Annotated in this window: 14 protein-coding genes and 1 pseudogene; 2 read left to right on the plus strand and 13 right to left on the minus strand. The window is 54.3% G+C overall.

Annotated elements, in window-relative coordinates:
* Nucleotides 1–48: 48 nt before the first annotated feature.
* The 4 genes and pseudogenes from BITS_RS01610 to BITS_RS01625 form a co-directional block, all read right to left on the minus strand.
* Complete coding sequence (locus tag BITS_RS01610) at nt 49–4,068, minus strand: DNA-directed RNA polymerase subunit beta' (RefSeq protein WP_026642873.1); 4,020 nt, start codon at nt 4,066–4,068, stop codon at nt 49–51.
* Between the two features lie 91 nt (nt 4,069–4,159).
* Nucleotides 4,160–7,722 (minus strand): annotated as a pseudogene (gene rpoB / locus BITS_RS01615) (DNA-directed RNA polymerase subunit beta).
* 213 nt (nt 7,723–7,935) lie between these two features.
* Nucleotides 7,936–8,541: a hypothetical protein gene (locus BITS_RS01620; protein WP_034534500.1), complete on the minus strand. Its 606-nt coding sequence runs from the start codon at nt 8,539–8,541 to the stop codon at nt 7,936–7,938.
* A 178-nt stretch (nt 8,542–8,719) separates the two neighbouring features.
* A complete protein-coding gene (locus BITS_RS01625) occupies nt 8,720–9,736 on the minus strand; it encodes an HhH-GPD family protein (protein WP_026642870.1) in 1,017 nt (338 codons plus the stop codon).
* A gap of 302 nt (nt 9,737–10,038) precedes the next feature.
* Here BITS_RS01625 and BITS_RS01630 point away from each other — a divergent pair, with 302 nt between their 5' ends.
* Nucleotides 10,039–10,683: a tRNA (cytidine(34)-2'-O)-methyltransferase gene (locus BITS_RS01630; protein ID WP_081693604.1), complete on the plus strand. Its 645-nt coding sequence runs from the start codon at nt 10,039–10,041 to the stop codon at nt 10,681–10,683.
* A gap of 264 nt (nt 10,684–10,947) precedes the next feature.
* Here the strand turns inward: BITS_RS01630 and BITS_RS01635 are convergent, their stop codons facing one another.
* From BITS_RS01635 to BITS_RS01660, 6 genes are all read right to left on the minus strand, one after another.
* Complete coding sequence (locus BITS_RS01635; RefSeq protein ID WP_026642868.1) at nt 10,948–12,312, minus strand: PFL family protein; 1,365 nt, start codon at nt 12,310–12,312, stop codon at nt 10,948–10,950.
* A 21-nt stretch (nt 12,313–12,333) separates the two neighbouring features.
* Nucleotides 12,334–12,606, minus strand: coding sequence for an ACT domain-containing protein (locus BITS_RS01640; RefSeq protein WP_026642867.1), 273 nt, complete (start codon nt 12,604–12,606; stop codon nt 12,334–12,336).
* 112 nt (nt 12,607–12,718) lie between these two features.
* Nucleotides 12,719–13,969, minus strand: a complete 1,251-nt coding sequence (gene galK, locus BITS_RS01645) for a galactokinase (RefSeq protein WP_026642866.1) — start codon at nt 13,967–13,969, stop codon at nt 12,719–12,721.
* A 233-nt stretch (nt 13,970–14,202) separates the two neighbouring features.
* The gene (gene galT, locus BITS_RS01650) at nt 14,203–15,450 is read right to left on the minus strand and encodes a galactose-1-phosphate uridylyltransferase (RefSeq protein WP_026642865.1); all 1,248 of its coding nucleotides are present in this window, start codon (nt 15,448–15,450) and stop codon (nt 14,203–14,205) included.
* Between the two features lie 5 nt (nt 15,451–15,455).
* Nucleotides 15,456–16,259 carry a DeoR/GlpR family DNA-binding transcription regulator gene (locus BITS_RS01655; protein WP_026642864.1) on the minus strand — a complete coding sequence of 268 codons (804 nt, stop codon included), beginning with the start codon at nt 16,257–16,259 and terminating at the stop codon, nt 15,456–15,458.
* 111 nt (nt 16,260–16,370) lie between these two features.
* Entirely contained in the window at nt 16,371–17,129 is a 759-nt protein-coding gene (locus BITS_RS01660) for a polyprenol monophosphomannose synthase (protein ID WP_026642863.1), read from the minus strand.
* Between the two features lie 225 nt (nt 17,130–17,354).
* On the opposite strand from BITS_RS01660, the gene BITS_RS01665 reads away from it, so the two are divergent.
* On the plus strand, nt 17,355–18,500 hold the full coding sequence (locus BITS_RS01665; protein WP_026642861.1) for a quinone-dependent dihydroorotate dehydrogenase: 1,146 nt from the start codon (nt 17,355–17,357) through the stop codon (nt 18,498–18,500).
* 225 nt (nt 18,501–18,725) lie between these two features.
* Here the strand turns inward: BITS_RS01665 and BITS_RS01670 are convergent, their stop codons facing one another.
* The 3 genes from BITS_RS01670 to BITS_RS01680 form a co-directional block, all read right to left on the minus strand.
* Nucleotides 18,726–19,898: an NADH:flavin oxidoreductase/NADH oxidase gene (locus BITS_RS01670; protein WP_044259252.1), complete on the minus strand. Its 1,173-nt coding sequence runs from the start codon at nt 19,896–19,898 to the stop codon at nt 18,726–18,728.
* A gap of 236 nt (nt 19,899–20,134) precedes the next feature.
* Nucleotides 20,135–22,378, minus strand: a complete 2,244-nt coding sequence (locus BITS_RS01675; RefSeq protein WP_026642859.1) for a transglycosylase domain-containing protein — start codon at nt 22,376–22,378, stop codon at nt 20,135–20,137.
* Between the two features lie 142 nt (nt 22,379–22,520).
* Nucleotides 22,521–23,240, minus strand: a complete 720-nt coding sequence (locus BITS_RS01680) for a Crp/Fnr family transcriptional regulator (RefSeq protein WP_026642858.1) — start codon at nt 23,238–23,240, stop codon at nt 22,521–22,523.
* Nucleotides 23,241–23,344 lie beyond the last annotated feature (104 nt).

Genomic DNA, 23,344 nt, shown 5'->3' on the forward strand with positions numbered 1-23,344 from the left:
CCCGCCATACAGCAGACCGCCCATTATTTGCTATGCGCTATTCAGTAATCACAGGCTCAAATCGTCGCCCAGATCACCCTGACCGCCTTCATCATTCAGGTAGTCATCAGGGTTGAAGTCGTCACCGAGCTTCAGATCGCCGAAGTCGATGTTGGAGAAGTCAACATCGCCCATATCGCCATCGCCGAAGTCGATAGCAGCAGCGTCGTCACCGCCCAAACCGAAGTTCGGGTAGATGGTGTCGCGGATGGCCTTGTCAGGCTCAACCACGGCATTACGGTAACGTGCCAAACCGGTTCCGGCCGGGATCAGCTTACCGATAATGACGTTCTCCTTCAGACCCTTCAGGTCATCTTCCTTCTGGTTCAGGGCGGCCTCGGTGAGCACACGCGTGGTCTCCTGGAAGGATGCCGCGGACAACCACGAATCGGTTGCCAGCGAAGCCTTGGTGATACCCATCAGCTCAGGACGACCGGCAGCAGGCTTGCCACCGTTCTTCACGGCTTCGAGATTGGCCTCGCGGAAGCGGGACTGATCCACCAGCTCGCCCGGCAGCAGCTTGGTATCGCCGGAATCGATCACGGTGATACGACGCAGCATCTGGTGCACGATGACCTCGATGTGCTTGTCGTGGATATCCACACCCTGGGAACGGTACACATTGTGCACTTCCTCCACGATGTTGACCTGTGCAGCACGCGGTCCGAGGATACGCAGGATCTTCTTCGGATCCACAGAACCCTCGATGAGCTGCGTACCGGCTGCAACATGTTCGCCATCCTTGACCAGCATAGGTGCGCGACGGGTTACCGGGTACACAATCGGCTCAACCGTGCCGTCATCCGGAGACAGAGTCACCTGACGGCCGCGATCGGTATCTTCGATCTTGACGGTTCCCGGGAATTCAGCGATCGGTGCCTCACCCTTAGGAGTACGAGCTTCGAACAACTCGGTAACACGAGGAAGACCCTGGGTGATATCTGAAGCAGAAGCCACACCACCGGAGTGGAAGGAACGCAGCGTCAGCTGGGTACCAGGCTCACCAATGGACTGTGCAGCGACGATACCGACTGCCTCGCCGACATCCACCAACTTGTTGGTTGCCAGCGACCAGCCATAGCACTTGGCGCACACGCCACGCTTGGATTCGCAGGTCAGCACGGAACGTGCCTTGACTTCCTCGACACTATGGGCCACCAAGTCCTCGAGCACATCCATGGACAGGGCATCGCCGGCCTTGTAGAGCACGGTCTTGCCGTCCTGAGGATCGAGAACATCGGTTGCCAGCAAGCGGGAATACGGACCACCATCTGCTGCCTTGACCAGCACGAGGTTGCCGTTCTCATCGCGATCGGCGACCTTCATGGAAAGACCGCGCTTGGTACCGCAATCCTCTTCGCGAACGATGACTTCCTGGGAAACATCGACCAGACGACGAGTCAGGTAACCAGACTCTGCCGTACGAAGTGCGGTATCTGCCAGCCCCTTACGTGCACCGTGCTGGGAGATGAAGTACTCCAGCACTGACAGGCCTTCACGGTAGTTGGACTTCACCGGTCGAGGAATGATCTCGCCCTTCGGGTTAGCCACCAAACCACGCATACCTGCGATCTGACGAATCTGCATCCAGTTACCACGTGCGCCAGACTGCACCATGATGTTCACATTGTTGTCATCATGGAAGTTGTCACGCATCGAGTCAGCAACCTTATCGGTGCATTCGGTCCACAGATTGATGAGCTCCTGACGGCGCTCTTCATCGGTAAGCAGACCCATATCGTATTGCGAGTTGACCTTATCGGCCTGTTCCTCGAAGTCCTTGACGATATCCTCGCGGTCGCTCGGCGCCACGATATCGGAGAAGGCCATCGTCACACCGGACCAAGGTGCGCGAGTGAAGCCCAGATCCTTCAGGGCATCCAAGGTTGCAGCCACTTGCGCGGTGGAATATCGCGTTGCGATATCGTCGACGATCTTGGAAAGCTTGCCCTTAGGAACCTGCTCGTTGACGAATGGGTAATCCGTCGGCAAGGTCTCGTTGAAGAGAATGCGTCCGTAGGAAGTGGCGAACAGGACGGTACCATCCTGGAAGCGCTCTTCCTTCACCATATCCTGACCGTCGATCGGATCGACGACCTTCAACTCTCCCGGTTCCCAATTGGTAGGCAGTACGAAGTCTGCAGGAACGCGGATCAGCACCTTGGACTGCATGTCGATCTCATGGCGATCCAGCGCCATCTGAGCCTCATCCAAGGATCCGAATACACGACCCTGACCCTTGGCACCTTCAACTGCGGTGGACAAGTAATACAGACCCAGAATCATATCCTGAGAAGGCATGGTCACGGTGTGGCCATCTGCAGGCTTCAAAATGTTGTCAGAAGCCATCATCAGGGTACGTGCCTCAGCCTGGGCTTCGGCGCTCAATGGCAGATGCACTGCCATCTGATCGCCGTCGAAGTCTGCGTTGAATGCGGCGCAAGCCAGAGGAGGAAGGTGGATTGCCTTTCCTTCGACCAGGATTGGCTCGAAGGCCTGAATACCCAGACGGTGCAGAGTAGGTGCACGGTTAAGCAACACAGGATGCTCGGAGATAACCTCTTCGAGCACACCCCACACTTCGGCGTCGCCACGATCCACCAAGCGCTTTGCGCTCTTCATGTTCTGCGCGTAGTTCAAATCCACCAAACGCTTGATCACGAATGGCTTGAACAGTTCCAAAGCCATTGGCTTCGGAAGACCGCACTGATGCATACGCAGGGACGGGCCGACCACGATTACGGAACGGCCGGAATAATCCACACGCTTACCCAACAGGTTCTGGCGGAAACGACCCTGCTTACCCTTGAGCATATCGCTCAGGGACTTCAGAGGACGGTTGGAAGCGCCGGTGACCGGGCGACCACGACGACCGTTATCGAACAGCGAATCCACGGCTTCCTGAAGCATGCGCTTCTCGTTGTTCAGCATGATCTCAGGAGCACCCAGCTCGATGAGTCGCTTCAAACGGTTGTTACGGTTGATCACACGACGATAGAGATCGTTCAGATCGGAGGTTGCGAAACGCCCGCCGTCCAACTGCACCATAGGACGCAGATCCGGAGGAATGACCGGAATAACGTCCAGCACCATGGCCTCAGGCTTATTGCCCGTGGTCAGGAATGCGTTGACGACCTTCAGACGCTTCAAGGCACGTGCCTTGCGCTGACCTGAACCGGTGTCGATCTCTTCGCGAAGCTGAGCCGCGGCGCCTTCCAGATCGAAGTCCTGCAAACGCTTCTTGATGGCTTCGGCACCCATGCAGCCTTCGAAGTAATCGCCGTAGCGATCCTCCATCTCGCGCCACAGATCGACGTCGCCTTCCATATCCCCTGGCTTCAGGTTCTTGAAGCGGTCGAAGACTGCGGTCAAACGCTGAATCTGCTCGTCATAACGCTGACGAATAGCAGCCATATCGCGCTCTGCGCCATTGCGCAGCTTAGCGCGTGCGCTGCCCTTGGCTTCACCTTCGGCCTCGAGCTGGTGGAGATCCTCTTCCACCTTACGAGCGCGAGCCTCGATATCATTGTCGCGACGCTTGACGAGATTACCGATTTCGGTATCGAACTCTTCCTGCAGATCAGGCAAATCCTGATGACGTTGCTCCTCATCCACAGAAGTAACCATGTATGCGGCGAAGTAAATAACCTTTTCCAGGTCCTTTGGCGCGATATCGAGCATATAGCCCAAACGGCTCGGCACGCCTTTGAAGAACCAGATATGGGTCACAGGAGCTGCAAGCTCGATATGTCCCATACGATCACGACGCACGCGGCTACGGGTGACTTCCACACCGCAACGCTCGCACACAATGCCCTTGAAACGCACGCGCTTGTACTTACCGCATGCGCATTCCCAATCGCGGGTTGGTCCGAAAATCTGTTCACCGAACAAGCCGTCCTTTTCCGGCTTCAAGGTACGGTAGTTGATAGTTTCCGGCTTCTTGACCTCGCCGTGGCTCCAGTTGCGGATGTCGTCGGCAGTGGCCAGGCCGATCCTCAATTTGTCAAATGCATTGACGTCCAGCACTCTTATGTCCTGTCTTTAAAATGGTTGGTCAATCACGATTCAGTGCTGTGTGGTGTCCTGCCCCTTTGACAGGGCACCACACAGCTTGGGATCACTGGTATTCAGGCTCACGAACTACTTGGTCTTCCTTAGCGGAGGCGTCTGGGCGCGCACCGATATTGAAGCCAAGATCGTCGGTGGAGGATGGATCGTCGTCCTCATCCTTCATATCGATGGCCACGCCTTCTGCGTTCAACACCTCGACATTCAGGGACAGGGACTGCATTTCCTTGAGCAGCACCTTGAAGGACTCGGGGATGCCCGCAGGAGGCAGGTTATCTCCCTTGACAATGGCGCCATACACACGCACACGACCGTCGACGTCATCAGACTTCGTGGTCATCATTTCGTGCAGGGTGTAAGCAGCACCATAAGCCTCAAGTGCCCAAACTTCCATCTCGCCGAAGCGCTGTCCGCCGAACTGTGCCTTACCACCCAGAGGCTGCTGGGTGATCATGGAGTACGGACCGGTGGAGCGGGCGTGGATCTTATCGTCAACCAAGTGATGAAGCTTCAGCATGTACATGTAGCCAACGGAAATCGGCTTGGTGAATGGTTCTCCGGTACGACCATCGAACAAGGTCGCCTTGCCGTCATCGCCGACCAGCTTGTTGCCGTCACGATCGGTGAGCGTTGTGGAAAGCAGTCCCTTCAGGGTTTCCGGACGCACACCATCAAATACCGGTGTTGCCACTGGAGTACCAGGAGCGCCGCTCTCAGCGCCCTGCGGAACGTACTTCTTCCATTCGGCTTCCATATTCGGATCCAGGCTGATATCCCATCCAGCATGTGCAACCCAGCCCAAGTGCAATTCCAACACCTGGCCCAAGTTCATTCGGGAAGGCACACCCAGAGGATTCAGCATGATATCCACAGGAGTACCGTCGGCCAAGAATGGCATATCCTCTTCCGGCAGAATACGGGAGATAACACCCTTGTTGCCGTGACGACCCGAAAGCTTATCGCCTTGGGTGATCTTGCGGTGCTGAGCGATGTAGACGCGAATCATCTGGTTCACGCCGTTGGGCAGCTCATCGCCGTCCTCTTCGGCATCTTCGCGAGTGATTTCCTTCACCGCAATGACGGTTCCGGTTTCACCATGAGGCACGCGCAGCGAGGTGTCACGCACTTCGCGGCTCTTCTCACCGAAGATCGCGCGGAGCAGGCGCTCTTCAGGAGTCAGCTCGGTCTCGCCCTTCGGGGTGACCTTGCCGACGAGGATGTCTCCAGCCTCGACCTCGGCACCAATGCGGATGATGCCGCGCTCGTCAAGGTTTGCCACTGCATCTTCACCGACATTCGGCAGATCGCGAGTGATTTCCTCGGCACCCAGCTTGGTTTCACGGGCATCGATCTCGTACTCTTCGATGTGGATCGAGGAGAGGGTGTCGTCCTGCACCAGACGCTGGGAAATGATCACAGCATCCTCGTAGTTGTAGCCGTTCCATGGCATGAAGGCAACGAGCAAGTTCTTGCCCAGGGCCATTTCGCCCTTCTCGGTTGCAGGGCCGTCAGCCAGCACCGTGCCGACCTCGACACGTTCCCCGTCCTTGATCAGAGGAACCTGGTTGTAGCACGTGGTCTGGTTGGAACGCTGGAACTTAGCCAACTTGTAGCTGGACTGAGTACCGTCATCGTTCATGACGCGGATGATGTCTGCGGAGACATACGTGACCACACCGGCCTTTTCAGCCAAGATGACATCGCCGGAATCCACGGCTGCACGCCATTCCGAACCGGTTCCAACAAGAGGACGCTCAGACTTGATCAGTGGGACGGCCTGACGCTGCATGTTGGTACCCATCAATGCACGGTGGCCTCATCGTGCTCCAGGAACGGAATCAAAGAAGCACCGACGGAGACCATCTGACGCGGAGAGACATCCATGTAGTCAACGGAGCTGACCGGCACATCGACTGCCTCTTCTTCGTCCATACGAGCCAGTGCCTGAGTGCCGACGAAGTTGCCGTTGGCATCGAGTTCCTGGTTGGCCTGTGCAATCACATGCTCGGCTTCGCGATCCGCAGTCATGTACACGACTTCGTCGGTGACGTGACCGTTCTCCACCTTGCGGTACGGGGTTTCGATGAAACCGAAGGGGTTGATGCGTCCGAAGGTTGCCAAAGAACCGATAAGACCGATGTTCGGACCTTCAGGAGACTCGATCGGGCACATACGTCCGAAGTGGGACGGGTGCACGTCTCGCACTTCCATAGAAGCACGGTCGCGGCTCAAACCGCCAGGACCCAGAGCGGAGAGACGACGCTTGTTGGTCACGCCTGCCAGAGGGTTGTTCTGATCCATGAACTGCGAAAGCTGCGAGGTTCCGAAGAACTCCTTGATAGTGGCGTTCACAGGGCGGATGTTGATCAGGGACTGAGGTGTGATGGCCTCGGCGTCCTGAGTGGTCATACGCTCACGAACCACTCGCTCCATACGGCTCAAGCCGGTACGCAGCTGGTTCTGGATCAGTTCGCCGACCTGACGGATACGACGGTTGCCGAAGTGATCGATATCGTCCACATCCACACGCAGATCGACCTTTTCGCCATCACGCACGCCGGGGAAAGTCTTGTCGCCCGAATGCAGGGTGGCCAAGTACTTGATGGTTGCGATGATGTCTTCGCGGTTCAGGCTGCGATCGTTGTAATCGGCCTCGAGACCGAGCTTGCGGTTGATCTTGTAACGACCGACGCGAGCCAAGTCATAACGCTTGGTGTTGAAGTAGAAGGAATCCAGCAGATTCTTACCGGCTTCAGGGGTTGCGGTATCTGCAGGACGAATCTTGCGATACAGATCGGTCAACGCCTCATCTTGGGTTTCCGCGGTTTCCTTGGCCAAAGCCTCGAGCACCAGCGGATAATCCTTGAAGGCATCGGCGATTTCCTGCTTGGTCATGCCAATTGCCATGAGGAAGACAATCGCGGACTGCTTGCGCTTACGATCCACGCGCACATGCGGGGTGTCGCGCTTGTCGATCTCGAACTCAAGCCATGCACCACGGCTTGGGATGATCTTTGCGCCGAAGACTTCCTTGTCAGAAGTACGATCCGGAGTGCGGTCGAAGTAGACACCAGGAGAACGCACCAACTGGGAAACGATCACACGCTCGGTGCCGCCGATAATAAAAGTGCCGTGAGGCGTCTGCAACGGGAAGTCTCCCATAAACACCGTCTGGCTCTTGATCTCGCCGGTATCACCGTTCTCAAACTCGGCATTCACATAGAGCGGAGCAGAGTAGGTGTAATCCTTCTCCTTGCATTCCTGCACGGTGTGACGCGGTTCTTCGAAGTATGGATCGGAGAACGTCAGGCTCATGGTCTGAGCGAAGTTTTCGATTGGAGAGATTTCCTGGAACACTTCGTCAAGGCCGGAAACATGAGGAACGGTATTCGTGCCGTTGGCCTCATCCTCTTCCACGCGTTTGCGCCAGCGTTCGTTGCCGATCAGCCAATCGAAGCTGTCGGTTTGCACGCCCAGCAAATAGGGCACATCGATGGGCTCACGGATGGAGCCGAAATTCACACGGTCTGACGCCTTATGCAGCTCGATGTCATGTTCGTCAGCGCGTGCGATGACTTGGGTGGTATTCGTCGTAGCTTTATTTTCAGCCAATGGACGTTCCTTATCGCTCGCTTATTCGTTCGGTAATAATCCCCAGAAGCGTTGGAGCCAGGCCGCCATATGCCTGTTCGCGGGCGCTTCATCCTTGTCAGTATGCCCGCAATATGACATACCATACGCAAAATCGACAGAGTAGCATATCACAAGATGAGATGCAAGACCCTGTCGGCGTGTTGAATTGGTATTCCCTACCCTAGCATGAGGCTAGGAAACCGTGACGGTCACGGGATCGCTTTCCACGCCTTCCACATCACGCAAGGACAGCTGTGCCACATACGTTCCCGAATCCACATGCAGCAGTGTGGAATCGTCAGCGCATTCGCTGCCGGTTCGATTCGTATTCCACGTTATGGTCTGCACATCGGTATCGCCTTTAGCCAAAAGCAACCAGCGAGAATTCACCGGGCAGGAGTCCGATCTCCAAATCGTGTCATTTCCCGATTTGATGGTGAGTACACGAGAGGCATCTGAAGCATCAATCAAGCAACTTGAGGATTGCTTGTAGGTTATGGTCGCAGTGAAATTGAGCGAACCGCCGACTGCCACGCTTTGCGCCTCAGGCACCAAAGACAGTTCGACATCTCCTACGGCGCAGTTCTTGACACTGGACGTCTTTTTCGGACTGGGCACACTGCTTCGTGTTATCGCCGTCGCGCTATTGCCGCTCAGCAATCCCCCCACTGCGGAAATACCCTGGCCCAAGCTATACACGCACAACCCAATAACAGCCAAAACCACCACCAGTGCAGTGAATACCACAATGCGACGGCGGCGATACACCTGCTTCTTGGTGAGACGACGTTTAGGCATGATTCGAGTGTAGCGCGACATTCCCAATATCTTCAATTCATGCCCATGGTCGCATGGTACATTCATGCCCTAGGGTCGTATTGCACCGCAATCCAGCGATATTGAAATTTGTTGCAGTCGCCCCGGCTATCGACAATCCCAGATGCAATTCGATTGCAACCGCAAGCCCTGTTCATATTCATTGCGGCAATCGCACACTGCCATCAGGCATGATCTCTATCAGACCATCGTCATCAAGGGAGGCAACGCATTTGTCCAATTGCACGGAGTCCTTCCACAATGCTTCAACCTGCTCTCGGGTGATGGTCTGGGTCTGAGCTTGCCGCAAGGCGTGGAGCACAATACCTCTCACTTGACGATCCGTGCCTGCAAACCGCTGACGTGGACGAGTACGCCTTTGGCCCAAGCCGGGTCTGCCATTGGACAGGAACACACACTGCTCGGCGATCGGGCATGTTTCGCATAAGGGCTGTTTGGCCGTGCATACGACTGCGCCCAATTCCATAACCGACTGATTCCATATCACCGAAGCTGCCGTATGCATAGCAGATACGCCGACCGATTTCTTCTGCGCAGGGTCTCCGACCTTGGAATCTGCAGCATTGCCGGCGGTTATGGCATGAGGCATCTGCTCAGCAGGCTTGACATCAGCGTCGACTGATTCCGGTATCTGCCCGATATTCCGCCCATCATCAGGCAAGACAGCATTGGCCAAGGCGCGTTCCACCGGCGTCGTCGAACCTCCAAGAGATTCCTTCCCCAAGAACACTCTGGACAGCACCCGCCTGATATTAGTGTCGATTACTGCAATCCGCTGCCCATACGCAAAACTCATCACTGCACTGGCCGTGTAATCTCCGATACCGGGCAGTGCCAGTAGCTCCTCATAGCTATGCGGCAATTGATTGTGGTACTGCTCGGACACCACGCGAGCGCATTCCTGCAATCGCAATGCACGTCGTGGATATCCCAGTCTCCCCCATGCCGTGATGACTTCAGCGGCGCTTGCCTTGGACAAGCTTGCGGCATCCGGCCATGTCGTGATCCATGTCTGCCAGTATGGAACCACACGACTCATCTGGGTCTGCTGGCTCATGACTTCGGAAACCAGCACTCCCCATGGAGTTGCCCGCCCGAATCGCCAAGGCAAATCTCGGGCATCCGTTTGCCACCACGCTGCAAGTCGACGGCGCACCTCGTTGGCACGCGGAGCGAATTCCTGCGCGAACTCCCGATATTCTTCCTCATGCACGGCCACTATTGAAAACCTCGTCCAAACTCAGATCACAATCGTCAGTCTTCGATTCTTGCATATATTCCTCATCATGCTGAATGCGTTTGACCTCCCAGAGCACCCTATCCAACCTGCCGCACGCAGCAAAGAACATATTTGCGGGATGGATTGAGTCAAGCCGACATCCTTCGCGAACATGCCAGCCCACGGCATTCCGACCGTCCAGAAACACGCTGTCGGTTCGCAACGATAGGTTGAACTCTATGACGAATGAGAACGCTCAAGCCGCTCAAGGCAATGTCGAACCCATGTATGAATACGGGTATCGCAAATCGAATTATGGTCCGGATGAACTGGTCACAGACGCGCACGGCAACCCCATAAGCGTTATTGACGCCATGCTCAGCGCCGAAGAAGCCGGCCAAGCCACGACGGTGACGCCGCATTTATGCTATTACTCGCCACGTATCCCCGGAAACACCGGATCGGCCATAAGACTCTGCGCGGTAACCGGTACGATTTTGCATCTGGTCGAACCCCTTGGCTTCAATCTGCACGATACCAAGCTTCGTCGCGCCGGTTTGGATTATCACGATATGGCCCACGTGGTATTGCACCCCAATTTTGAAAACCTGGTCGAGTCCATGCCGAATTCACGCATAATCGCGTTCACCGCGCATGCCACTAAGCTCTACACGGAAGTGGAATACAAGCCCACCGATATTTTGCTTTTCGGCCCCGAGCCAGGAGATATCCCTGATCCCATGGATATTATGGCCGGCCCACACGTTGCAGAGCAGGTCCGATTGCCTATGCGCCCGAGCCTGCGTAGCCTCAATCTGACCAATTGCGCCTCTATTGCCATCTATGAGGCATGGCGTCAGTTGGGATTTGACGGAGGCGAGTGATCGCAGAAACTTCTTCTCTCCTTCGGCCGAGCTGCCTTCCTGGCCTTTCTATGCGTGTTCATGCAATCAGGTAGAGGAAGGCCACTTCGACACCTCAATATCCCTAGCGGCTACACATTCCGCAACGATAGTCGAGACTCATAGGCTGCTCTGACTATCGATCGTATGTTGCTCCGTCCAGCATTCATCTTTTTGCCGAAATACCAATCGGGCTGCGATGTGTTATGACATATCGCAGCCCGATTGACTTCCAACGAGTTCAGACTAATTCTTAAAGCTATGCACCGGAGCAGGAATACGTCCGCCACGGGTGACAAACGCTTCACAGCTGGACTGGTTCACCGGCATAATCGGCGCATATCCCATAAGACCGCCGAAATTGGCCATATCTCCGACGCCCTTGCCTGCCACAGGAATCACACGCACAGCAGTGGTCTTCTGATTGATCATGCCAATAGCAGCCTCATCGGCAATAATGCCTGAAATGGTGGCAGCAGTGGTGTCTCCAGGGATGGCGATCATATCCAAGCCCACAGAACATACGCAAGTCATTGCTTCAAGCTTTTCTATGGTGAGGCACCCAGAGGAAGCCGCATCGATCATATTCTTGTCTTCGGAAACAGGAATAAAGGCACCGGAAAGACCGCCGACATAGCTGCTGGCCATGATGCCGCCCTTCTTTACCTGATCATTGAGCATGGCGAGAGCTGCCGTGGTGCCGGGCCCACCGACCTGTGCCAAACCAATTTTCTCCAGAACCTCTCCAACGGAATCGCCCACAGCTGGGGTCGGAGCCAGCGACAGATCGATAATGCCAAAAGGCACTCCTAAACGGCGCGATGCCTCCTGAGCAACGAGCTGTCCGACTCTGGTGATCTTGAATGCAGTGCGCTTAATCGTTTCGCATAGGAATTCAAAATCTTTGCCCTTGGCTTCGTCAAGTGCGCGAGAAACAACGCCAGGTCCGGAAACACCCACATGAATAACGGCATCACCTTCGGTCACGCCATGGAAACCGCCGGCCATAAACGGATTGTCATCAGGGGCGTTGCAGAACGCCACGAATTTCACACAACCGTAGCTGTCGTTATCTTTGGTGGCTTCGGCAATTTCTTTCACCATACGACCCAGCAGTTCCACTGAATCCATATCAATGCCGGTACGAGTGGAGCCCACATTGACGCTGGAGCATACGATATCGGTTTCAGACAAGGCCTGAGGAAGCGAATTGATCAGCAGTCGCTCAGCAGGGGTCATGGACTTGGAAACCAGCGCGGAATATCCGCCGATCAAATCGACACCGACTGCCTTTGCCGCGCGATCCAGCGTATGCGCGATGCGCACAAAGTCTTCGCTCGTGCGGCAAGCACTGGCGCCGACCAAGGAAATCGGGGTCACGGTTATGCGCTTATTGACAATCGGAATACCGTAATCGCGTTCGATGGCTTCGCCTGTGGATACCAGATCCTTGGCATAGGTGGTGATTTTGCGGTAAATGTTGTCACACACCTCATCGACGGAATCAGCGGCGCAATCCAAAAGGCTGATACCCATCGTAATCGTGCGCACATCGAGCTTTTCCTGCTCGATCATTGAATTGGTCTCGTGGACCTCCATGATATTCAACATTGGCAATGCTCCTCCGACCGATCAGACTCGGTGCATCTTGGTGAAGATATCTTCACGCTGGCAACGGATACGCACACCGATCTGCTCGCCAAGAGCGTCCAGGTCTTCAACCATGGTGCTGAATTCTGCATCGGCCTGTTCCACGTCGACGATCATCATCATGTTGAAAAATCCGTCGATTATGGTCTGGGAGATGTCGAGTACATTGACATGATGTTCGGAAAGATACGTGCAAACCCGCGCGATGATGCCGACAGTATCTTGGCCTACGACGGTGATAATTGCCTTGTTCATGAAACTCCACTCAGGATAAGGGGGATGTATGGCATTAAGTATAGCCGGCAGTCTTCCATGGACTGCCGGCTATCTCGCATATGCACCGTCCGTTTGGCGTTTCAGTGCAATGTCATGCCACTCGCTGCGCTGAATCCGCCGCAAAAGCAGCCAAAGCCCGAGGTTCGTGGAAGCCGCGCCTCTCGAATTCATCGGCGATCTTCTGCGCGACCTCTTGGCTGCGACCCTTGTCAACAAGGGCGATAATTGATCCGCCGAATCCGCCACCGGTCATGCGGGCGCCATATGCACCATTGGCACGAGCCACTTCTACCGCCACATCCAGTTCGGGGACGGTCACTTCATAATCCGAGGCAAGCGAATCATGCGACGCATTGAACAACTTTCCTGCCTGTGCGACGTCACCCTTGGCAAATGCGTCAACGAATTGACGCACTCTTTCGATTTCGGTCACCACATGACGGACTCTCTTCTTCATTGTCTCATCCGGCAAAGCCGACAAAGTCTCGGCAAGAGCTTTATCGGCATCGTCACTCTCATAGATGGCATCCGAAGCTTCGCGAAGATCCTTCACACCTAATATCTTTGCGGCTTCCTCGCATGTACTGCGACGTTGTGCATATTGCCCATCGTTGAGCTGATGAGGTGCTTGAGTATCGACAACGAGCAACTCAAGCCCATAGGCATCCAAGTCAAAGGCCTTCTGGGAAACGCTTTCCAGAGCGCTTAATTCCGGACGGCAATCCAAAAGCAACGCATGTCCCGGAGTGCAACGCATTGATGCGTTCTGATCCAGTCCTCCAGTCGATGCGCCGGCCATATCATTTTCAGAAGTGATGGCGGCATTGATCAATGTGACCCTGCCGGAATCCGATTCCCCATAGCCCAAGCCATATGCTTCGTCCAAGGCCAGCGCCGTAGAGCATGTCATTGCGGCAGAAGAGCTCAATCCGGATCCCAATGGCACGCATGAAGCGAAAGCTGCATCAAATCCCTGCACCGCGTCGAATCCCGCTTTGCGCAATGCCCAGGCAACTCCGACGGGATACGCCGACCATCCCTCGACTCCCCCAGCCTCAAGACCCGCGAGATCCGACTGGGCCACCTGCTCCGGACTGACATCGGAAACCACTCGTACCACGGTGTCCTCACGACGCTTCAACGCGATATATGTGCGGTGAGGCAGCGCGATCGGTAGGCACAAACCTGCGTTGTAGTCGGTATGTTCTCCAATGAGATTGACTCGACCGGGTGCGGCCCAGACTCCATCCGGTTCTTCACCGTGTGTGCTCCGGAACAGTTCCGAAGCGATGCGGATTCCTTCTGCCGCAGTGAGCGGCTCGATAAATTCAACGGCAGACATAGTATTCCTTATCTTTCCTGTCCTCAATACGTCCTGCTACAACCCAGTCAGATCATTGACTGAATTCCATCACTTCTTTGCGATGAACAGCTCGGTGTATGAGGTTGTGGTTTTGGCATATCTTTTGTGATGCCAGGGGTGCCGGCGCATGGAAGACGCAATATTGTTGGCTTCCACGCGCCAGGCATTTCGTTATTCAACGCAGTTTGCCATTACTGACATGTGATGCGACCTTATGCGATATCGATCTCGCCCAACTCATGGAAGCGCGATGCAATAAGCTCGGGTGTGGTATCGGAAATCCATGCAGCCATGCCGGATTCCGAACCAGCCAAGTACTTGATCTTATTGGCTGCGCGACGGAATGAGAAGAACTGCAAATTCAAACGATAGTGTTCGCGACGCTTATCGTGAATCGGCGCCTGATGCCATGCGGCAATATATGGCAGATCCATACCCTTGCCATCACCGGTATCGAAGAAGGCATTGCCGCGCTTGAGCAATGTGGAATACATCTGGGCCAAATCCCAGCGTTCCTGATCATTGAGCTCATCAAGCGTGAGGACATCACGCACCGGGGCCACATGCACCTCCAAAGGCCAACGGGCAGCGGCCGGCACATATGCCACCCAGCTGTGATTACGCATCACAATGCGTTCCTGCGCTTCGAGCTCGCCTTGCATAATATCCTTGAGCAAATTGCCGCCTGTGCGTTCGAAATAGGCCTCGGTATGCTGCAGCTCTTGCTCCATCTTCGGCGCGATGAAAGGATAGCAATAGATTTGCCCGTGAGGATGTGCCAGAGACACGCCAATTTCCTGGCCATGGTTCTCGAATGGGAAGATTTGCTCGATGCCTTCCATCTGGGAGATTTCCGCAGTGCGGAATGCCCAAGCCTCGACCACCGTGCGCAAACGAGAAACAGGCAGATCGGCCGGCAAGCCGGTTTCGTTGGAATCAAAGCAAATCACTTCGCAACGTCCGACGGCCAGCTTCTTTTCCCACAGGGGATTGTCATTGATATAACTCACCGATTCGTCGGCGCCTGGAACGCGAACCATGGAGGGGAAACGATTTTCAAAAACGACGACATTGTAATCGGTATCAGGCACTTCTCCATCCTGATACGGGTCACCTGGCTTACGGGCAGCCAAAGGATTACCCTTTGCCGTCGCTCCCGGACCGGCCGTGATCGGTCGGTTCATACGTGCCGTGGCCATAGGGATCCAATCGCCTGTGAGGGGATCACGACGCATTTGCGGGGCAGCATAAGGCACTTCGTTGCCTTCGGCATCCAACTGTGGCGCGAATCGATAGGCCAATGGGCGTGGATCCTTGAGCTCACGAGTCTTTTCGCCGGAGACGAACTGCGGTTCATCATCAAGATAGAAAAAGTCACGACCATCCGACAGCGTAGTCGGCGTGATGCGAATATGCTCCTGCGCATATGCACCCGGCTGGTAGTGCGCGAATTGTTCCATGTCGGTCACTCACTTTCCTCGAGTTGTTCGCTCTGATGGGCCAGAACGAGTTCTTTGACCAAATCTCGTGTTTTTGATGCGGAATCGGGATCGAGACCGTCATCGGTTATTACTGCATCCACTTGGTCGAAGCTTGCGAAAAGCGACAGCGATGTGCAGCTCCACTTCGTGTGATCAGTAAGAATTATGGTGCGGTCGGCAATATCCATCATTGCCATATCGGTGGCCGCTTCCAGGGAATTCGGCATGAGGAATCCCCTTGGGATGGATACGGAATGCGTTCCAAGAAACACGGTATTCACACGCAAGGAGGCAACCACCTTATCCGCAATCGGACCTACCAGTGAATTAGAACGTGTGATGACACCGCCAGTGACAATAACCTCGACGTCCTTGGATTCCAATGCCTGAACCAGCTCCGCAACAGGAATGGAATTCGTCAAGATGGTTATTCCCGATGATTGCTGGGACTCCAACAGATGCTGCGCGAACACATAGGCAGTCGTGCCGCCGCCTATTGCGATCACATCACCAGGTGCCACATATTTGATGGCCTCCTGAGCAATTGCATCCTTGAGGCCAATGTCCATCTGTGATTTGACAGAGAATAACGGCTCGCTCAGCAAAGTGCTTGTGGTCACTGCGCCGCCATGCACTCGTTTCAGCAGTCCTTTATCCGCCAATTCAGCGATATCGCGGCGTATCGTCATAGCCGATACACCAAGCTCCTTTGCAAGCGCAGTGATGCGCACTGCACCGCGTGTTCTCAAACGACTGAGTATGAGATGCTGACGTTGTGAGGATATCATGCGAACATTATCGCACATCCTCGCGCAAAATGACAACCATGTTGAGCGTTTCGCAGCAACAAATGAACGATAGTCGCACAGATTCTCGTTATTATGAACAAAAATCTATCGTTATTGAGCCTTGCCATTGTCGCGGAATATGCGTACAAGCGAGCGCCACATCCGTTCGCAACCCCATATGGTCACCTTCTTCATCGCCTCTGACACAATGCCGAGGCTCATCTTCGACTCTCCATATGCACGCTGCGGAAAGACGATGGGCACTTCAACGATTCTCGCACCCTTGGCCGCCAGCCGTCTGGTCATATCGATTTGAAAGACATAACCATTTGCGGCAATGTCATGCAGGTTGAGCTGTTGCAGTGCCGCGCTTCGATAAGCCCGAAATCCTGCCGTCATATCACGAATCGAAATGCCGAGCATGAACCGTGCGTACCATGATCCGCAGCTGGATATCAGATTCCTATACCATGGCCACCCTTGAGAGCTGCCACCACGCACACGCCGCGAACCGATGACCGCATCAACCCGGGGATCCCGCATGCGTTCAAGCAGTTTCGTAAGATCCTGCGGCCTGTGGGAGCCGTCCATATCCATCTCGCAAATAATGGAATATCCGTGCGCTATTGCCCAATCGAATCCTGCTATATACGCAGGCCCCAGCCCTTGTTTGCCCTGGCGGTGCATGACATGCACCCGATCATCATGTTGCGCCATCGCATCTGCCAATTCACCGGTTCCATCAGGTGATGCATCATCCACGACCAGAATATGAACTTCAGGATTATGCGCGAAAACCCCTGTCAGTGTGATCGTCAGATTCTGAGCCTCGTTGTAGGTCGGCATAACCACACATACGGAATCGCACATCATCCATTCCTTTTCGCCAGAGTATTGTTCCCCGATAAGCTACCACCACAGCTTACAGCGTTGCTGAATGCAATCCGAATGCACTCCAAACGGTTATGCGTAACGGTTCAATCGTCCACAGGCGCCAACGAATATGCCGCTTCGGCCATGTTCTTTTCCATGCATTCACTCTATTTTCAGACTCACTGTTGTTCAGAGCTTGTGAGAAGTGACACAATGGCATGTATGACTTATGTTTCCACAAGTTTTTGGCATGACGCGGTCAATAAGGCGACCACGGACTTAGTTACTTTCGGATACAAGCACATTGTCAAACCGAATTTCGTATTTAACCACGACCCTGACACCGCCCACGACGACATGATCAGATTCTGCCATGTCACCAGGAATATCGCACCCTTGATGTGGCTTTTGCGCAGCACATTGAACTACACCGATCCAATTTTGGAAACCGATGTCATAGGAGTGCATTTCGCCAATCCTTTCGGGCTTTCTGCAGGCCTTGACAAAAATTGTGATATGCCGGTTCTGCTGGACAATGCCGGATTCGGGTTTGAGACAGTGGGTTCCACAACTTCACGTCCCTGCCCCGGAAATCCGAAGCCATGGTTCCACCGCTTTCCTGAATACGATTCCATGCTGGTCCATGTCGGGCTTGCCAATGACGGCAGCGAAGCAGTTATTGAACGAGCCGAACAGGCGTGGACGCAGGCAAGCTCCATGCAGATCTCCCTCTCCATTGCACGTACCAATGATGATTTGACCGGCGATCTTGACGAAGGTATCGAGGATTACCGAATCTCCCTGGAACGTGCGGCGGGTCGCACCGCGATGGTGGAAATCAACATTTCCTGCCCCAATACCAAAGTCGGAGAACCCTTCATCGAGCCCGACAATCTGGATCGTCTCTTTGACGTGCTTGACACCGTTGACAGGCCGCAGCCGACCCTGGTGAAAATGCCATTGAATAAGACCTGGCCCCAGATGCGCGAACTGCTCGACGTGCTCAGCGAGCACAATGTGCAAGCGGTGAGCATTGCCAATCTGCAAAAGGACCGCACCGGACTCAATATCCCCGAGAATCTGAAGGGCGGTCTTTCCGGAGGTCCCACGGCTAACGCCAGTACTGAGATGGTGCGCAAAACCTTCGCTTCCTATGGCGAACGTTTCGCCATAGCAGGAATAGGAGGCGTCTTCACGCCGGAACAGGCATATGCCAAGATTCGCGCGGGTTCAAGCTTGGCGATGTTTATTTCATCGCTTATGTATCGCGGCCCGCAGCAGATCACGGTGCTCAAACGCGGTCTTGCCGACCTGCTGCGTAAGGACGGGTTCTCGAGCGTAAGCGAAGCCGTCGGCGTCGATGCCTGAGCATGCAAGTCTCAACCGTATGTGGCTTAAGGTGTTAGTCTTCGCCTAACGTGTGCTGCACGCCAAACGATTGGATTGCGGCAACAACAATATCGCCTCGTATTCCTTAATTTCTTATCAGGAATACGAGGCGATATGTTTAAGCTGCTCCATGGCTCAACGGCCAATGCTCCAATGACTCAAACCAGCGCATGCTCAATGCGGAAGCCGGAGCGACACAAACCCTTAATACGCTCCACGCACGTATTGATCCGCATAGGGAGCCTTTTCGACAGGAATGCCGAGCTTATGAGCAGCGCGCAATGGCCAATACGGGTCACGCAGGGCCGCGCGACCGATTTGCACCGCATCGGCTTGCCTGTTACGAGTGATCTTCTGTGCCTGTTTTGGTCGGGTAATGAATCCGACTGCGGTAACCGGCACTTCTGCCTTTTGCCTGATCTGAGCCGAGAAGGGCACCTGATAATTGGGCTGAACGGGGACTGTGACGCCAGAGACGATGCCACCTGTGGACACATCCACCAAATCCACTCCATGCTCTTTGAACAGTTTGGCAGCATCGATGCTTTGATCGAGATCCCAACCGCCAGCAGCCCAATCGGTTGCCGAAATACGGATCATAAGAGGCATGGTGTCTGAAATCGCTTCTCGCACAGCATCTATGACTTCCAGGGGGAAACGCATACGATTGTCAAAACTTCCGCCGTACTCATCCTCGCGCGTATTGATCAGCGGATCCATGAATTGCGAAAGCAGATAGCCGTGTGCGCCATGCAATTCAATGGCTTGGAAACCAGCTGAAACCGCACGCATTGCAGCATCTCGGAATTGAGAAACAATCCCGCGCACTTCTTCGGTGGTCAAAGCACGAGGAGCCGCATATCGTCCATATGGCACATCAGTTGCGCCCACGGTCTGCCAGCCGCCCTCTTCAAGAGGAACGCTTTGTGCGATATGCCCAATGGAGAAGCATCCAGTGGAGCCCTTGCGACCGGCATGGCCCAATTGCACACCGATGCTTGCACCGGTCTGACGTACGCCTTCCACAATCCAGCGCCATGCCTCGACCTGGTCATCATTCCACAGCCCGACATCACAAGGTGATATGCGCCCCTCAGGAGAGACCGCAGTAGCTTCGACCATAATCAGACCGAATCCGCCCAATCCACGCGACACATAGTGCTGATAGTGGAAAGGCGTCGGCTTGCCATCGCGCTCATACACAGAATACATATCCATAGGAGGCAGCCAGATACGATTTCGAATGGTCAAACCACGCAAAGTAATTGGATCGAAGAGATGAGCGCCACGCTCCCTGACCTTTTTGCCCTCACGGTTTCGCTTCCCTTTCTTCTTTGAAGGTTGAAGCTCTTCCAGTACTTCTTCGTTCGATGCCATGCTTCCTGCCTTATCTGAGCCATAACGATGCCATATGGCACTGTTTGCCGACACACCGGAATCAGCAAAGACATCGCATTCGCAAATCTCATGCAATAGCCAATACGGATGTCGATTCCTGGTTCCACTCATATTGTAATGCCGGGCACCCAACCAACCGTTGAATGCCCGGCGTATCATAACGGAATCACCGGCGAGGCGAGGCTTCAACCCGAAGTCGCACACACCGCATGAGCCTATTCTTCTTCCTCGTAGTACATCTCCTCATCGGTAGTGCCCTCTTGTTGGGTACTCTCCTCTTCGGTTTCGGTACTTTGCTGGGTTGAAGTCGATGTGGACCCTCCTGTGGTGTATTGCGCCGCGGGAGTGCCATAACTGTCGTCATTCGGGGCGCCTATGGCATTAAGATAGGTGTTCATGAACTCCTTCCATGCCGGCGTGGCGATATACATGCCGTACCAGGAAGAACGATACTGTCCGTTGATCGTCTTGCCATTGAAGCTCACAGGGGATTCGGCATTGCCCACTGCCACGAATGCGGCAACCGTATTGGGTGCGAATCCGCCAGTCAACATGTAGGTATCCTCATTCGTACCGGTTTTGGCGAAGGTCTTGCGTCCATTGTCCAACTGTGTGGTTGCAGCCTCGCCGCCGGACTGGACGACACCTTGGTTCAGGGCATATGCCGTGGTCTGGGCGATTTCCGAAGAGATCGCCTGATGGCAGTTTGCACTCGGCACCTTCAGCTCATTGGCGTTCTTATCGACAACGCGCTTCATGGCGATAGGCGTGCACTCCACACCATTGGCAGCCAAAGTGGCATACACATTGGCCATGGTCAAAGGAGAAGCCTGCACCGAACCAATGGTCATTGGCGGGTTCAAAGAGTTGGCGGAATACACATCTTCCTGACCGAGCGGAGAATTGTTATATCCCAAAGTCTTCGCGGCGTCCGCAATCGAGCACAACTTGATCTGCTGAGCCATAGCCGCCTGTGTGGTGTTATGCGAACGAACCAGACCCTGCAAAGGTGTCTCAGGGCTGACTGTGCCGCCACCGGAATTCTGCACCGGCCACACACCTACGCCTTGATACTGCGAACAGCTGAAGTCAGTGTTGTTGTATCGCATCGAAGTGCGCAGCGATTCGTTAATGGAGTGACCCTGCTGCATCCAAGCCACAAGGTTGATGGGCTTCCACGTCGAACCGACCTGCCAACCCATGCCTCCACCATCACGCTCATCGACTGCGTAGTTGATTGCCGTGTGGGTCGGATCGGTTTTGGCAGCATCGGTTGCGTCATACGTTCGATTGATGCCGAAGCCCAGTACTTCGCCGGTTCCAGGTTTTATGGCGGCGATTGCCACCTCGAATCCACTGGCATCATTGACCGGAATGGTGTCTCGTGCGGCATTCATCGCAGCACTATTCGCATTGACATCCATTGTGGTGTAGATTTCCAAGCCGCCCTCATTGAGCAACTTCTGACGATCGGCCAAGGTCGCCCCCAGCTCCTCGGAGTTGAGGATCTTCTTGCTCACATAATCACAGAAGAAAGCCGCGTCCCCAGCAGCCTGGCATCCCACCTCAGATGCAGCCGGCTGGATATTGAGCGTATCTTTCAACGGAGTGTTCCGCGCTTCATCATGTTCCTGCTGTGATATGAAGCCCTGCTGCAGCATCAAATCAAGCACGATATTGCGTTGGTTCTCGGCCTCTGCCTGATTCTCCTCAATAGAAGGGTCATATTGTGAAGGGTTCTTCGTAATAGCAGCGATAGTCGCCGACTGCACAATATTCAGGTCAGCAGCCGTCGTATTGAAATACCTTTTGGCCGCCGTTTCCACGCCATACAGGTTATTGCTGCCGAACTGCGCGATATTGAGATAGCCCTGCAATATTTCCAGCTTGGAATACTGCTTCTCCATCTGCACCGAAATCAGCATCTCTCGCAATTTACGGGCTATCGTGTCTTCTGAAGCGTGGTATTCGGCAATGGGATCATCATCTTCGCGTGCCTGAATCATCAGCACATTCTTGACATACTGCTGGGTGAGCGATGAACCGCCCTGGGTATCGCCCTTCTTGATATACGTCTCGACAAATGCACGGAGCACGCCTTGGACGTCGACGCCGGAATGCTCAAAGAAACGACGATCCTCACGAGCCACCACAGCCTGCTGCATATAGGTGGAAATGCTCTTCAAAGGCACAACCGTGCGGTTCTGTGCATAGAAGGATGCAATAACCGTTGTGCCGTCCGAGGCATACATCGTGGATTTTTGAGGCAGACTGGTCACATCGAAGTCGATGCCTTCCACTTTCAATGAAGGCACAACGGCCTTGGCAACATTATTCGCCCCGATTACGGCCGGTAGGAACAACGCACTGGCCACAACGCCGCCAGCTATGCACAAGGTGACATAGGACAGCAACAAAGCGAGCACGCGCTGAACAGTGAGGGATTTCTTCTTCGGCATGCTGACTATTCTAAAGGGGTGTCTCTACCTCGCGACCATTCCATATCAAACTTGCTTTATGTTGGAATAACGCCAGTATGCCAGCCGAAAACACATCGGAAATCAGCTGAATGTCAGCCGTATTCAAGCTGTATGACTCGCCTCAGCGTTGAGAGCGACGGATAAGCATTCCCGGCTGATAGATGATGATGGAATGACCTTCACGAGCGATCCAGCCACGGTTGGCGAAATCCATAAGTGCCTTATTCACCGTTTCTCGTGAAGACCCCACCAATTGAGCCATCTCTTCTTGCGTCAAATCATGGGGAACCTTAAGACCTGCCTCAACAGGCTCTCCGAATCGGGATGCCAGGTTCAGCAAAGTCTTCGCCAATCGTGCAGGCACATCCATAAACACCAAATCGGAAATACGCTCATTATTGGCGCGCATTCTATTGGCCAGTACCTGCAGCATATCGATGGCCACACGAGGATGGATATCCAGCCATGCGAACAATGCATCATGCTCCAGCCACAATACCTGCGTGTTATTCGTCATGGCAATGGCAGAAGCGGTTCGCGGCCCTCCGTGAGGATCGAAAACCGGAATCTCGCCAAGTACCTCGCCATACGTATGGATGCTGAGCAACTGCACTCGATCGTCCTCTGAACGACGAGTGAGCTTTACCTTGCCGTATTCAAGGATGTACATGCGATGATCGGTATCGCCTTCACGGAAAATGTAATCGCCCTTATCAAAAGTGGCCTGGCGAAGGTGACTCATCAGTTCTTCGGCTTGATCGAGCGGCACCTGCTTGAACAAGGCTGTATGCAACAGCATATTATTGTTCTCGTTCATCGCATTCGGCTTGCCCGTAAACATGACACCTCCACCTGTCGTATCTCTAGCCGACTTCCTTGCACCATGCCCCAATACGGTGAGCCACGTCGGTGAATCAGCTTTGACCACCCGTATATTGTAGCCAC

The sequence above is a fragment of the Bifidobacterium tsurumiense genome, from assembly GCF_000741765.1.
Lineage (GTDB): Bacteria > Actinomycetota > Actinomycetes > Actinomycetales > Bifidobacteriaceae > Bifidobacterium > Bifidobacterium tsurumiense.